Origin of the sequence: Pseudoalteromonas sp. Of11M-6 (assembly GCF_022347905.1) — a bacterium.
Lineage (GTDB): Bacteria > Pseudomonadota > Gammaproteobacteria > Enterobacterales > Alteromonadaceae > Pseudoalteromonas.
In genome coordinates this window covers 110,133-123,876 of the sequence record NZ_JAKRFW010000005.1, presented here as the reverse complement: position 1 = coordinate 123,876, position 13,744 = coordinate 110,133, and the positions used below count along the sequence as shown (strand labels likewise).

The window sequence follows — 13,744 nt, the reverse complement described above, 5'->3', positions numbered from 1 at the left end:
GTTCGTAAAAATCTTACTTTAGGTTAGATATAATCAGCTTTTTTCTTTTGGTGAACATTAGTAGATTTGATCTCACGGCGCAAGTATAAGTTGAGAGAATGTAGCGAAAACGCTTTGATATTCGAGTCATTCTAAGTTTCCAATACAGTAATATTTGATGCGATTGTCTGAGGTAATGATGAAACTGAATCTTGTTGGTGTAAATGAACCTATAGCGGTGTCAAGTAAAGTGGTTTTCACTAAAGCGATAAATGCAGCGTTAAGTGGTTATACAAACAATATTCGAAAGATAAATGTACGAATTGAAAAGCAGGTGGATAAGCAGGTTGGCAGGCTTACCTTATGCCAAGTTGAGCTTTTGTTACCTGGATTACCGACGTTAAAGGTTAAGACCAAAGGTAAAACCCTGCTGCAGGCGTTAAACCGTGCATTAAGCAATTGTAAGCAAATCTTAAAACAGAATTATTTTAAGCTCAGTTAGTTTTTGAGGCTGAGTGATTCCATTCCCAAGCACTTGCAGCGGCAAGGATGCCGCGCAATTTTTTACTAAAGATATTCGATAAATTACCGATATGTAGGTCAAAGGAATCATGTTGGCCAAACAACAATGAACGTTAACTTTTTAATTCACTCCCCAATTCAATCAGCTACGAGTCAGAATGAGCAGGAAGCCAAAGTTGAAGAGACGAACTCGCCCAAGCCTCTTAGGTTATCTGAAGAAGATATGTCTAAATTGTCTGGAGAAGAGGTAAAGGAAGAGCAAGAAGAAGCCGCACTGCCTCCGCATATTCAAAAAATGGTTGAAAAGCTCGAAGAGTTAAGAGAAAAAATTAAAGAGGAACAAAAATTACTTGATGAATTAAAGGCAAGTGACTCTTATTCTGATGAAATGAAAGCTGAGTTGGTGACACAAAAACTTGAATTTATACTGCGCATGCAGAGCCAAGTTGTTGAGTTGACGAAAAATATTCAAGAAGCGCTAAAAGAAGCCGGGATCAGCGATCCGGGGGTCTTGTTAAAAGCACTAGCTTAAAAGTCCGACCAATAGGATTTTCCCTTGCGCCATGTTTGGGCGTTGGCAGCATATATCTATCCTCATATTTGAAGCAGTTTTATACAGACGCTTCAATTTAGGAAAAGGTTTAGTGACTAGCTGTAGGGCTTTTACTCTTAGACTTCTTCTTGTTATTCCATCCAAAAACGCATAAGAAGTTGAGTTTAATGCTGAGTGGCAAGCGGTTAACATGTGCTCTGTGATCTGGTGTTGATGAATGGCTTCAAATCCTGCCTGATCTGTTAAATTTCCAGTGGAAGCGGCGAGCACACAAACTGAATACACATCAAATATCCCTATTGCGCGTACCTTCTGACTACTAGGATCCTCGTATGCAACCATGACGCAAGGCAGGTTATCAGGATCATACTCCATTTGATTAATCTGATAGAGCCTCAGTTCAGTGTCGATATGTTTATTCATAAGTTTTTCAAGTTGTCCAACTTGAGGCAAAGGAACGCCTTTGTGCAGAGTATGAATTTCCCTTGTTTTTGAGCTTTCCTCTGCGGCTTTGACCAAGGGCATGATTTTATTGTGGAGGTCATCATCTGCAAATGGTTTAGACAGCACAAATGCCGCTCCGTAATCAAGGGCTAGCTTTATTTGCTCGCGGTCGTCGACAGTGGTTACCATTGCCATGGTCACACCCAGTTGTTTCTGTTTGATAGCTTTAACTAATGCGAGTCCCGAAATATCAGGCATATGCCAGTCAGTTAATACAATATCAGGATGCCAAGAGCCGATAATTTTCAGGGCTTCTTTTGCACTTTGTGCTTTCTTTATCAACAACTTGCGATATCTAAAACGTACTAAACCGCGACGAATAATCTCAAGTGTTGCCGCACTGTCATCCACGAGCAATATCTTCACAAATTACCACTTTATTGAAAAATATAGATTTATTATAGGCACGATTTTTAACCAATACTAAAATGAAAGTAAGAAAATAATGAGTGTGCAATATGTTTCTAGGTAAACTACCAATTGATGTATTTATCTATATGGCGGTGAATATCGGGCTGCTGATATTGGCTTTTTGGTTCTATATTTTGCTGTTAATCCTCCGAGAGTTTAGGCTCTTTGCAAAGGCTGCTGGTGGAGCTGGGACATCCAACCCAGAGCAACAGTATCTACTCCAACATTGTCGCGAAGCGATAGATAAGTCGATGAAGTTTGTTGAAGATAATCAACATACCATTCAAGAGTTGGCTAATTTACAAGTCCATTTAGAGCAGCAATTAGCAGAGGTTAAACGCTCTACACAGGATCATATCTCGACCGAAGAACAAACTCGCATGGACGATTTAAACAGTAAGCTACTTAAGTCGCATCGATTAATAAAGAAACTTAGGGGGGATCTGTCGAAGAGTTTAGAGCGACTGAAGCAAACAAGAAGAAAACTTTATGACCAATATGAATCTACAGAGGAATTACAAAAAGAAAATGACACATTAAAGCAGCAGTTGGAAGCTTCTAAAGCGATGGGAGGTACGTCCGAGCAAGAATTGGAGCAATTGGTCGCTACCTTTGAGAAGGAGCGTCAAGATATGTCTCTAACGATTAATGAATACAAACGACAAATAGCCGAACAAAATCAGGCTTTGCAACAGCTAATGGTGCAAGAGCAAGAAGTAGAAGATGGGCCAAAGCTTCAGGCTATCCAAAAAGAGTTGGAACAAACGCGAGAAGCATTAGAGCACTTGTCTAAAGAAAAAAAGTTTATCGAGAGTCGGTACTTAGAGGTTGTCAAAAATCAAACCAAATAGTTAACAAAATGTTTTATTTCTCGTGACATTAGTCTTGGCTTTGTGTAAGGTTTAGGCACTCAGGTTACCAGATTTGTTTTAAGCTTTTGAGGTCTACTTCGCTAGATAATTCATGCTTTGGTATTAAATTGTTGGCTTCTAATAATTAAACGAAGAGATGTGATTGTGGTGGAATAGTTAGTAATAATGCTCCAAAAATACATAGTACTCAATAGCTAAGGCAGTGGTAAAAGGATTATTTCATGGCCTATATTCCAGATACGAGCGCTCAAGACTCGGTGGTTGAAAGACCAAAGAAAAATAGATTATTCATAATAGTAATTGGTATTTTTATATTAATTGCTGTTTTTTTTATGACCCCCATTTTTACACAGTGGGCAAGCGGTCAAACAGCTGTTTCTAGCGATAAAGTTCACATAGCATCAGTGAAGCGAGGTGACTTCATCCGCGATATTTCTGTTCAAGGTAAAGTCGTGGCAGCGCGGCGCCCCACTATATATAGCCCTGCTCAGGGAACGGTTACCTACTTGGTAGAGTCTGGTGACAGTGTGGTGGAAGGACAAGTCCTCGCCGTTCTAGATAGTCCTGAGTTGAAAAGCGAATTTGCACAACATCAAGCACAGTTAAACAAGTTAGAAACGGAACTTCAAAGGCAAATTATTCAAGCCAAAAAGCAAGACTTAGCACAAGAGAATTATTTAGGTAAAGCGACTGTTGTGTTAAATGCAGCAAAGCGGGAGATGCGCCGTTCTGAGAACGGTTTGAAAACGCAAGTTGTAAGTGACATTGACTATCAAAAAGCCAAAGATGATCTCGAAAACGCAGAGCGTGAATATCGCCTAGCAATTAAAGAAGTGGAGTTACAAAAAGAAAGCCAAAAATTTGAGATCCGTACCAAAGAGTTAGAGTTTGAGGCGCAAAAAGTAAAAGTGGTGGAGCTTCAGAGGCAAGTTGCTGCTTTAAAAGTACTGTCGCCGGTAGGTGGATTAGTTGGTAACTTGACGGTAGAGCAAAAAAATACAGTCGCCAAAAATCAGCCATTACTTAGTGTGGTGGATCTCTCAAAGTATGAGATAGAGGTGCAAATCCCAGAAAGCTATTCAGACGACCTTGCGCTGGGAATGTTGGCTGAGATAAGTCTTAATGGAGAAGTGTATAGCGGAGAAATAGTTGCTATCTCTCCAGAAATTGAAAATGGTCGAGTTGAAGGGAAAATTCGATTTAAAGACGACACCATTCAGGGGTTAAGGCAGAACCAAAGGTTAACGAGTCGAATTGTGATTGAACAAAAGCAAAATATTGCCTATCTACCACACGGGCAATACATAGAAGCCTATAACGGACAGTTTGCTTACGTAGTAAAAGAGGGTTCTGCAATAAAAACACCAATACAAATCGGATTAAGAAGTATTGGGCAAGTAGAAGTACTTTCGGGGCTTAATGTTGGCGATCAGGTGATTACCTCTGACGCGCGAATCTTTAAAGACGCTCCCAGTGTGAAAATAATTCAATAAGGAGCTGTAATATGCTATCCATGCGTCACTTATCCAAAGCTTACTATACCGATACAATAAAAACTCAAGCCTTGCAGCCATTTGACTTACGTATAGAGCAGGGGGAGTTTGTTTCAGTAGTCGGCCCATCGGGTTCAGGAAAAACGACTTTTTTAAACATTACAGGTCTGTTAGAGGATTTTTGTGACGGGAGTTATGAGCTAGATGGCATCAATGTTGAAAAGTTAAGTGACAAAGCTAAATCTAAACTACGTAATGAAAAGATCGGTTTTATTTTCCAGAGCTTTAACTTACTTCCGGACCTCAATCTTTACGACAATGTTGATATGCCTCTTCGCTATCGTAAATTATCTTCAAAAGAACGTCATGAAAGGATCATGGATGCGTTGAATAAGGTGGGCCTTGCCTCACGTAAGGAGCATTACCCATCGCAACTATCAGGAGGTCAACAGCAAAGGGTCGCGATTGCTCGTGCAATAGCTGGTAAACCTTCATTTTTACTTGCTGACGAACCAACGGGTAATTTAGATAGCAAAATGGCAGATAGTATTATGGAATTGCTCATGGATATTAATACACAAGGAACGAGTGTAGTGATGGTAACGCACGATACGCATCAAGCAGCCAAAGCACAGCGCATTATTGAGATCCGTGATGGCGTGATAATTGAGCGTAAACACTGTAACAAAGCGATTGCTTAGGGATAAGTTATGTTTGGCTACTATCTTAAATTGGCACTTATTTCATTGCGAAAAACGCCGTTTTTATCATTTTTAATGGTGGTCACAATTGCCGTTGGAATAGGTGCTGCAATGACGACTTATACGGTTAGTTATTTATTGGCAAAAGACCCTATTCCTTCTAAAAGCGACAAACTGTTTAATGTTCGCCTAAATAGTTATGGACCTGATAAACCTTTCAATATTTCTCAAGGAAAGGAAGTCCCACCTTTTATTCTTAGCTACCAAGATGCGATAAATTTGCAAAATGCTAAACGTGGTGTGAGGCAAACACCTCTTGCTAGTTTCAAGATGATGTCTCGAGCGACCGAGCAGCCTATTACTGATGCAAAGATGACGTTAATAAGAAGTGCTTATCGTGACATGTTCGGTATGTTTGAGGTGCCATTTAAATTTGGAGGTGCATGGGATGAGACTGCTGACAAAGACGGTCTGCAAGTTGCTGTAATAAGCAATGAATTAAATAACAAGTTATTTAATGGAGAAAACTCAATAGGTAAGTCGTTGCTGATAGGTGATTTGCAATACCGCGTCGTTGGAGTGACTGACGATTGGTATCCAGTTCCCAAATTTTTTGACAACAGGACCCGTGCCTTTAATAAACCAAGGGACATTATTATTCCATTTCAGGCACAGATAAATAATCAACATTGGACTAGCTCTGATGTTTCTTACCAGTGTTGGAAAGAACCCGCTGATGACTCTTTTTTGGCTATTTTGGCATCTGAATGTGTTTGGGTCTCATATTGGGTAGAGTTAAGCTCAGCCGCAGCGAGAAATCAATATATGGACTTTTTGGTTAACTATTCGATGGAACAAAGAGAATATGGCCGGTTTTTACGAGAACCTCTGCATCAACTATTCAATGTTAAAGAGCAGCTTATTGAAAGAAAAATCATTAAGGATGATGGCAATGTGGAGGTTTGGTTGGCATTTGCATTTCTGATTGTTTGTTTACTGAACTGTATGGCTATGATGGTTGCCAAGTTCCATGCTAGGTCTGGCGAGGTTGGGCTTCGCAGGGCTGTTGGTGCTTCAAAGCAACATATTATCGCTCAATTTACTGTTGAAACCTTCATTATTGGCTTAGTGGGAGGGGTGTTAGGCTTGATATTGGCTCAGATTGGGTTGAGTATAACTGCGCAGTTGTATAGTCACTTATATGCTGAAATGTTGGAAATGACACTAAGTATTGTTGTTATGACGATTGCACTTGCGGTAATAAGTGCGGTTACTTTTGGCTTGCTACCGACGCTACGTGCGGCAAAAGTTCAGCCATCAAGTCAGCTGAAATGCCTGTAGGAGTCTTCCAATGAGAGATTTATTGCCAATTTTAAAAACTTTAAGCAAAAATAAAGCATCGCCATTGTTGCTCGTCCTGCAGATTGCGCTGACATTTACCATTCTAGTAAACACCATATATATGATGGTAATTAAAGAGCAAGAACTGACAAAGCCTACTGGGCTTACGGAGCAGCAGTTGTTTAGTTTTAGCACTAATCTTGAAGGTACTGATGAAGAAAAAAATGCGGCGCTTGATACTGATCTTGCAGACATTCGTGCGTTAGCCAGTGTTGAGAGTGCAAGTACGATTACTAGTATGCCGCTTACTAATTGGGGTCGCTCACTAGATGTTGGTTTCACCCCTGAGGAAGATGAAAGGATAACTCACGCAGGCTACTATGGTTCGGATGACACCATCGTTGATACACTCGGATTGCGTGTCGTAGCAGGAAGAAATTTTAAATATAATGACGTGATACACAAATACTTTGATGGTCACTCTGAGTCCGCAAGTGTTTTAGTCTCGCAAGCTTTAGCGCATAAAATTCGCCCGAATGATTGGCGTAGCGTGGTTGGAGAAACTATTTATGTTGAATCTGTACCGCAAAAGGTTGTGGGTATCGTTGAAACTATGAAGTCTCCTTGGCGGTTCTGGTATGCGTACGATATGACTGTGATTGGATCTATTAGAGAGCATTATGAAGAAACAATTATTGTTGTTAGAGCGAAACCAGACCAGCGAGAAACAGCAATGGCTGAAGTTCAAGCATTATTACTTAAAAAGCCTGGTCGCCAGGTTGATGCGTTTAAGTCCTTTGAACAAATAAAGACAGAGAACTTGCAGGCCGATTATGCAGTGAGCCAAACATTAAAGGCGGTAATTGCCGCGTTGGCATGCGTTACTATGTTAGGAATATTTGGTCAGGCAAGATACACCGTTCATAAACGTCGCAAGCAAATCGGTACTCGACGCGCGCTCGGGGCGACTCAGGCCGATATTCTACGCTACTTTATGATTGAAAATGCGGTGGTGTCTTTATTTGGTATTACTCTGGGTATAATCATCGCAATCACTGCGAATATTTACTTGGTTAATTACTTTGGGCTCACCAGTGTACCCGGTGATTATTTGATTGTTGGTGCGATTATTATGCTCGTTGCTGGTCAGTTAGCTGTTACTTACCCCGCAATGGTTGCTGCAAAAGTACCACCTGCTATTGCAACTCGTACAGCATAATCAGTTATCAGTGCTCGTTGCTGCTATTTCAAGCCTTCAGTTACTTTGCTAAAATGGCAAACGGAGGCTTGAAAAGACTATGCTTAAAATCTCAAATAACGTCACGCTTGCAGAGTGGGAAATCGATATTTCCGCTATTCGCGCACAAGGTGCGGGTGGACAAAACGTCAATAAAGTCTCCAGTGCCATTCATCTTAGGTTTGACATCAACCGCTCAACATTGCCTGATTTTTACAAATCGCGGCTACTTGCACTTAAAGACTCAAGAATTACCAAAGAAGGTGTCATTGTGCTTAAAGCACAGAGCTTTCGCACCCAAGAGCAAAACAAAGAAGATGCCCTGGAGCGGCTAAAAACACTGATCCTCGCGGCCACCAAAGTTGAAAAAACACGCAGAGCCACCAAGCCAACAAAAAGCTCGCAAAAGAAACGCCTGAATCAAAAGACCAAACGGGGCCAAACCAAATCATTGAGGGGGTCGGTCAATTGGTAAGGGTTTAATTGAACTTAGCCTAGTTGTTGAGGATGGTTTTGTTTTTCTTGTATCTAATAAAAGCAAGGTTTGCCATCAAAATTAAAAACCCAATACTTAAATAACCCAAAAACAATATGAAAGTAAATGAGGTGATTTTTAAATCAACACTGGATGCTATTAGTAGAAGTATATTGGAAAGAATACTCGACACAAAGATGGTTACAGCTACTGTATTAGCATGTTTTAATCGCTCAGAAGAGGCTGACAGTGATATTAGCGCTACTATAAACCAATGATAATTTGAAAAGGCTTCCTCTTTCACAACAATGGTGTAAATCATTGTTACGATGAAACCAAGCATCGGTAACAAAGCTACAGAATTTAAAAATTTACTCATAATGTCCTCTTGAGTGTATATCGCTAAGCAGATTGCTCTTCCCCAAAAGTAACACCGTTTGGCGTTTTTACTGGGATCCTAAATCTAAGAATAATACTACAATTATTGGTGCTAATTTGGCAAAACATGTTTTGCCGACAGATCATCTCAATAAATAACCTGAGCTTCGGATAATTAATGCCTTCCTAGTAGCCAGTTTTAGCGCTAACTGCGTAAATTCGCCTTGTTTTCCCTAAAACTCTCTGGCTAGACAAGGAAAAAACCAAGTTATTCTTTAGAAGCAATGAGTTGGAACATTCCTTATCCAAACCTCAGGTTAAATTAAGTTGTGCGTTAACAGCAATGAGTTAACTCATTCCTTTTCCAAACCTCAGGTGAAATAGATTTATAGTTATTTGTCTCGAAAGGGGTGCTGATTTACTTTGAAGTCGCTCTGAGTGGTCCCCAAGCTCGTTACTTTCCTCCAAAGAAAAATCTATTTTATTGCTTTTTATTTCAATGCAATAGCATATTTCGTCAATGTTTTCATAAAAAGTGTTTGCTTTTTAGTCTGTAATGTTAAAAAGTAACAGTGTAATCTTTAGTTTTTGTTAGTAAGTAACATGTGATGTGTTAGGGGCGTTTAGAGCACGTCACTGTGTGGTAGGTTTTTGGGCTGTGGTGCTAGAGATGGCATTGCTGGCTTTTTCACTGGTTTTTAAAAAGAAGAAAGGAACAAAAAAATGTCAAAACTAGTCACCGGTATTGGTAAACATAACCCTAAACGAAGCAAACTGAGCCTTGTGGTTTCATCTGTACTTCTTGGGTTTTCTCCACTTTGGGTTGCCGCCGAAACTGTGGGTCAAAATGACAGCGATGTCAAATCTGCGACTGAGAACGAAGCGGTTGAAGTCATTGAAGTTCGTGGGATCCGAGGCAGTATCAATAGTGCCCAAAACATCAAGCGCTTCGCTGATACGGTCAAAGACGTGATCACGGCGTCAGATATCGGGGCATTACCAGACAAATCGGTGACTGAAGCGCTGCAACGTGTACCGGGTGTTACGATTGAGCGATTTGCATCGTCCGATGACCCTAAACATTATGCTGATGAAGGTACAGGCGTGTTGGTTCGTGGCCTAGACAGGGTTCGCTCTGAGGTGAATGGCAGAGACGCTTTTAGTGCAAATCCGTCAGGCGGTCTGAGCTATGAAGACTTTCCTGCTGAATTGCTAGGTGCGGTGGAAGTGGTTAAAAACCAAACTGCGGATCTTATTTCAGGCGGTATATCTGGCACGGTGAACCTTATCACCCGCAAACCATTCGACTCTGATGAGCGGCTTATCTCGTTCAATGCGAAGGCCAACTATGGCGACTTTAGAGAAGAAGTGACGCCTTCGTTTTCTGCATTGTTTTCCGACAGTTGGGAAACCAGTGCAGGTAAGTTCGGATTTTTAATTGCAGCTTCTTCATCAGAATATCAGACTCGAGGAGATGGTGTTGGCCTTGGCAACTTCCACTCTCGAGGCGATTCCTTTATTCCTACCTTGGATCAATGGGGTGGCATAACCGGTGTTGATCCATCATCGCCTGTGGATGGCCCCGCTTTACCAGGGCAACCAGCTGGCAGTGTATGGCATGTGCCTGTCGCTATCCATATGAGCACGGCAACTAATGACCGTGAACGTACCGGCTTAACCTCTTCACTGCAGTGGGCAAATGCCGATGAGACCATAGTTGCGACATTAGAGCACATTCGCTCAGAAGCGTCTCTTGAGTGGAACGAGCGGCAAATAGGACAAGCTGCTCAAGGCTTTAAAGGTTTTATGGGGTCTTCACAAAATTGGACTGAAAGTACGGAAAGTGGCCATCCTCTCACTACAGATGATGGCTTTGTGACTTCCGGTATTGCACTTGGCGTGAGCCCAGAAACGCCATTCTTTTATCGTAGCCGCTGGAATTACAACGAAAATACCGTGAAGGACACTTCATTTAAGCTAACGTTAAAACCAATAGATAGGTTGACTGTCGATTTTGATTACCAGCGGATCGACTCCGACAAAGAGGTGCAAAACTACAGTATGTCGGGTCAAACACGGGGAAACCATGTCCATGTTGTCTCGCCTTATTTCCTCGATATGCGTGGCTCAAGGCCGACAGTAGAGTTTCTCAGTGACAATATTCTAACGGCAGGTTGGTCACCCAATGAAGATTGGAATGGACCTGTGCCTAACCTATTTTTGGGCAGCGGTATGGAGCAGGTTGAGCGCAATACGGCAGAATCAGACAGCGTTAAACTGGATTTTAAGTATGAGCTAGACGGTCATTTCACGAGTGTCAGTTCCGGTTTTTATATGTCAGATAAAGATTTAACGGTACGAGATACCGCTTACGAGGGCTGGTCTGCAATTGGCACCCCTTGGATCCAAGATGACCGAAATGCCGCCGCGGCGGTAAATCGTCCAGAATTATTTGAGCGCGTTGATTTTTCAGATTATTACAATGGTCAGGTATTACAGGGGCCAGTCAATAACTTCTTGTTCCCAAGTATGGATCTGGTGAAAAACTACGCCGACTCTTTGCGCCAAGGTTGTCGTGATGGTTGGCACAATGCCACCAACAGTGCGGCAAACAACGGTACATGCTCTGGCACTTATGTACCTTATGCAGACAAACCCAATCGCGTTGAAGGCCCATTCGCCGCACACAATATAAGTTCGACCAACGAGAAGCGTACTGAATTTTACATTCGCGGTGATTTTGACTTCGAGTTTCAAGACATTCCAGTGGTGGGTAACGTTGGCCTGCGCTATGTAAACTATCAACTAGAGTCTACGGGCGCTTTGGTGCAACCCGCCCTCATCAAACGTGGTGAAGAGGGGACATCACTTAATAATGTGATGCAGCAGGCAGAATATAAGCGATATTATGACATTGCAGGGGGAGAGTCCGAACTCAGTACCGTTGATGGCACAGATTATAGCACTTTGCTTCCGAGCTTAAATTTGAGTTTTGGTGTATCAGAAGACGTAGTGGTGCGATTTGGTGCATCAAAAGCGTTGTATTACCCAAGTTTAGTTGATGCCAGAAATATCAGTATTCTTAACTTGGATTACACTCGCGTGCTACAAACTCCCGGCGCTGATTACGACGAGGCAACTAACCCCGTTGTTGGGCTAGACGATATCAGTCTAACGGCGCTTTCTGGGAATCCATATTTAGAGCCTGAAGAAGCAATTAATACTGATTTAACTACCGAATGGTATTTCGCGTCCGCAGGTTATGTGACGGTAGGACTATTTCACAAAAAGCTAGATAATATAATCCGTAGCCGCGCCTTTGATCTTGATGTTTCTTATGGCGGCGAAGATTATGATGTCTCTGCTTATGGCCCTGCTAACACTGGCTCTGGCACCATTCGTGGGATGGAGTTTTCCTACTCACAATTCTACGACATGTTACCGGGTGCATGGAGCGGTTTAGGTTTGCAACTTAACTTTACCTATATCGATCAAGATGGACTTGAAGATCCAAATGAAGTCTCTAAAGGCACGCTTGGTTTCGATGAAAATGGAAACCCGCTAACCGATAATCGGAATACCTTCCGAGTGTTTGGAGGTTTGCCGCTACAAGGTTACTCTGACCAAAACTTTAATATCATTGGTATGTATGAGTACGAGGATATTTCTTTTCGTCTTGCATACACTTGGCGCTCTGAGTATTTGCTCACACTTAGGGAATCTGAAGAGTACGTCCCTGCCTATGCAGAGGCGTCAGGTATGATGGATGCAAGCTTGTATTACACCATCAACGACCATTGGAAAGTGGGTTTTGAAGCCAGCAATTTATTGGATACGGAAACCAAAACCAAGTATCAGATGGACCAAGCTGGGACAAAAACGCAGGCACTTAACTTTACCACGGATAGACGTTTTGCATTGAGCGTCCGTGCGACTTTCTAACGTCAGCAAAGGCCAAGTGCAGCTTGGCCTGATACCAATCGCAGTAAGTCAATGCGCTATTTTGACGTGGAGAATTAATGTTTAAACTCAAGGATTTGAATAAACGATGACAATATTAGCGAAAGGCACTGGCGACCCACTGCAACTAGAAGATAGCGGCTGGGATATTCTCGCAGAGCAGGTCAGTTTGCCAGTTGCAGTGATAAAGCAAGACGCCATCAACCACAACGCGAATTGGATGGCGAATTTTGCAAAGGAAAGCCAAGTATTATTGGCACCCCACGGCAAGACGACGATGTCTCCAGCGCTATTTACACTACAGCTTGAACATGGCGCATGGGCCATCACGGTAGCGACCGTACCACAAGTTTCCGTAGCCATAGTTGCGGGCGCAAAACGAGTGATCTTAGCGAATCAACTTGTTGGCGAATATCATATGAAGCAAGTTGCTAGCATGCTTACTGATACTGACGTTGAGCTCTATTGTTTTGTTGACTCTATTGCAAATGCCCATGCCTTAGGCACATTTTTTACTCAGCATTCGCTGTGTATTTCCATTTTACTCGAGGTGGGGGTTGAAGGTGGTCGTGCTGGTTGGCGCAATCTTGCAACGATAGTGCAGCTAGTCAATGTATGCCAACAGTATGCTAGTTTAGAGGTAGCTGGCATTGGGTTTTATGAAGGCGTGATCTACGGCCATAACGCCGAGCAAAGGATTGCCACATTCGTTGACTCAGTAATAAAAACGGCGGCAGATTTACGACAAAAAAACGTGTTTTCAAAGGTGTTACCTATTATCACGGGGGCGGGGTCTGCTTGGTACGATGTTGTGACAAAGACACTAAACAAAAGTGAACAGGCTCAGCAATTTCGATTTGTGATCCGTCCCGGTTGCTATCTTATTCACGATACCGGGATCTATCAGGATGCGCAGCAAGCTGTGTTATCACGGAGCAGCCTCGCTTGCGGTTTGGGGGAAAGTTTGGTGTCGAGCTTAAGTATATGGGCTTACGTGCTTTCGACTCCAGAGCCGGGCGTCGCGATAGTTGGTATGGGTAAAAGGGATGTCGCATTTGATGCTGGCATGCCCACACCAGAGCTGATTTACTCTCCGCCGTCAAAGCAGCTGTGCTCATTAGGCGGCGCGGTAAAGGTCGAAACAATCATGGATCAACATGCTATGGTAAGTATTGCATCTGGGTGCGAGGTACAGATTGGCGATATGATCTGCTTTTCGACTTCTCATCCTTGTTTGACCTTTGATAAGTGGCGACAAATTGGTGTTGTCGAGCGAGATTGGGTGATCACCCAAACCATTTCTACCTATTTTTAATTG

12 protein-coding genes are annotated in these 13,744 nt (G+C 42.3%); 10 read left to right on the top strand and 2 right to left on the bottom strand.

The annotated features are described in order from the left end of the window. Positions 1–175 precede the first annotated feature (175 nt). Positions 176–481: a hypothetical protein gene (locus MHN32_RS04340; RefSeq protein WP_227388010.1), complete on the top strand. Its 306-nt coding sequence runs from the start codon at positions 176–178 to the stop codon at positions 479–481. Between the two features lie 126 nt (positions 482–607). Continuing rightward, a complete protein-coding gene (locus tag MHN32_RS04335) occupies positions 608–1,033 on the top strand; it encodes a hypothetical protein (RefSeq protein WP_239421021.1) in 426 nt (141 codons plus the stop codon). On the opposite strand, the gene MHN32_RS04330 is transcribed toward MHN32_RS04335, so the two are convergent. After that, a complete protein-coding gene (locus MHN32_RS04330; RefSeq protein ID WP_010603943.1) occupies positions 1,025–1,924 on the bottom strand; it encodes a response regulator in 900 nt (299 codons plus the stop codon). The two genes, MHN32_RS04335 and MHN32_RS04330, sit on opposite strands and share 9 nt — an antisense overlap. A 92-nt stretch (positions 1,925–2,016) precedes the next feature. Between MHN32_RS04330 and MHN32_RS04325 the strand changes: the two genes are divergently transcribed. From MHN32_RS04325 to arfB, 6 genes are all read left to right on the top strand, one after another. Then, the gene (locus MHN32_RS04325) at positions 2,017–2,820 is read left to right on the top strand and encodes a hypothetical protein (protein WP_010603942.1); all 804 of its coding nucleotides are present in this window, start codon (positions 2,017–2,019) and stop codon (positions 2,818–2,820) included. A 242-nt stretch (positions 2,821–3,062) separates the two neighbouring features. After that, on the top strand, positions 3,063–4,334 hold the full coding sequence (locus MHN32_RS04320; RefSeq protein WP_010603941.1) for an efflux RND transporter periplasmic adaptor subunit: 1,272 nt from the start codon (positions 3,063–3,065) through the stop codon (positions 4,332–4,334). An 11-nt stretch (positions 4,335–4,345) separates the two neighbouring features. Further along, positions 4,346–5,035 carry an ABC transporter ATP-binding protein gene (locus MHN32_RS04315; protein WP_010603940.1) on the top strand — a complete coding sequence of 230 codons (690 nt, stop codon included), beginning with the start codon at positions 4,346–4,348 and terminating at the stop codon, positions 5,033–5,035. Between the two features lie 9 nt (positions 5,036–5,044). Further along, on the top strand, positions 5,045–6,376 hold the full coding sequence (locus MHN32_RS04310; RefSeq protein ID WP_239421020.1) for an ABC transporter permease: 1,332 nt from the start codon (positions 5,045–5,047) through the stop codon (positions 6,374–6,376). Positions 6,377–6,386: 10 nt separating this feature from the next. Next, the gene (locus MHN32_RS04305) at positions 6,387–7,595 is read left to right on the top strand and encodes an FtsX-like permease family protein (RefSeq protein WP_010603938.1); all 1,209 of its coding nucleotides are present in this window, start codon (positions 6,387–6,389) and stop codon (positions 7,593–7,595) included. Between the two features lie 79 nt (positions 7,596–7,674). Continuing rightward, complete coding sequence (arfB, locus tag MHN32_RS04300; protein WP_102058239.1) at positions 7,675–8,088, top strand: alternative ribosome rescue aminoacyl-tRNA hydrolase ArfB; 414 nt, start codon at positions 7,675–7,677, stop codon at positions 8,086–8,088. Between the two features lie 19 nt (positions 8,089–8,107). On the opposite strand, the gene MHN32_RS04295 is transcribed toward arfB, so the two are convergent. Next, a complete protein-coding gene (locus MHN32_RS04295; protein WP_010603927.1) occupies positions 8,108–8,467 on the bottom strand; it encodes a hypothetical protein in 360 nt (119 codons plus the stop codon). Positions 8,468–9,189: 722 nt separating this feature from the next. On the opposite strand from MHN32_RS04295, the gene MHN32_RS04290 reads away from it, so the two are divergent. Together MHN32_RS04290 and MHN32_RS04285 are read left to right on the top strand one after the other, a co-directional pair. After that, a complete protein-coding gene (locus tag MHN32_RS04290) occupies positions 9,190–12,408 on the top strand; it encodes a TonB-dependent receptor (RefSeq protein WP_010603926.1) in 3,219 nt (1,072 codons plus the stop codon). A gap of 106 nt (positions 12,409–12,514) precedes the next feature. Next, positions 12,515–13,741 carry an alanine racemase gene (locus tag MHN32_RS04285; RefSeq protein ID WP_239421019.1) on the top strand — a complete coding sequence of 409 codons (1,227 nt, stop codon included), beginning with the start codon at positions 12,515–12,517 and terminating at the stop codon, positions 13,739–13,741. Positions 13,742–13,744 lie beyond the last annotated feature (3 nt).

What these genes read in the sequence shown, in the direction of transcription:
- MHN32_RS04340 (WP_227388010.1), top strand. Translation starts at nt 176, where the DNA reads ATGATGAAACTGAATCTTGTTGGTGTAAATGAACCTATAGCGGTGTCA.
- MHN32_RS04335 (WP_239421021.1), top strand. Translation starts at nt 608, where the DNA reads ATGAACGTTAACTTTTTAATTCACTCCCCAATTCAATCAGCTACGAGT.
- MHN32_RS04325 (WP_010603942.1), top strand. Translation starts at nt 2,017, where the DNA reads ATGTTTCTAGGTAAACTACCAATTGATGTATTTATCTATATGGCGGTG.
- MHN32_RS04320 (WP_010603941.1), top strand. Translation starts at nt 3,063, where the DNA reads ATGGCCTATATTCCAGATACGAGCGCTCAAGACTCGGTGGTTGAAAGA.
- MHN32_RS04315 (WP_010603940.1), top strand. Translation starts at nt 4,346, where the DNA reads ATGCTATCCATGCGTCACTTATCCAAAGCTTACTATACCGATACAATA.
- MHN32_RS04310 (WP_239421020.1), top strand. Translation starts at nt 5,045, where the DNA reads ATGTTTGGCTACTATCTTAAATTGGCACTTATTTCATTGCGAAAAACG.
- MHN32_RS04305 (WP_010603938.1), top strand. Translation starts at nt 6,387, where the DNA reads ATGAGAGATTTATTGCCAATTTTAAAAACTTTAAGCAAAAATAAAGCA.
- arfB (WP_102058239.1), top strand. Translation starts at nt 7,675, where the DNA reads ATGCTTAAAATCTCAAATAACGTCACGCTTGCAGAGTGGGAAATCGAT.
- MHN32_RS04295 (WP_010603927.1), bottom strand. Translation starts at nt 8,467, where the DNA reads ATGAGTAAATTTTTAAATTCTGTAGCTTTGTTACCGATGCTTGGTTTC.
- MHN32_RS04290 (WP_010603926.1), top strand. Translation starts at nt 9,190, where the DNA reads ATGTCAAAACTAGTCACCGGTATTGGTAAACATAACCCTAAACGAAGC.
- MHN32_RS04285 (WP_239421019.1), top strand. Translation starts at nt 12,515, where the DNA reads ATGACAATATTAGCGAAAGGCACTGGCGACCCACTGCAACTAGAAGAT.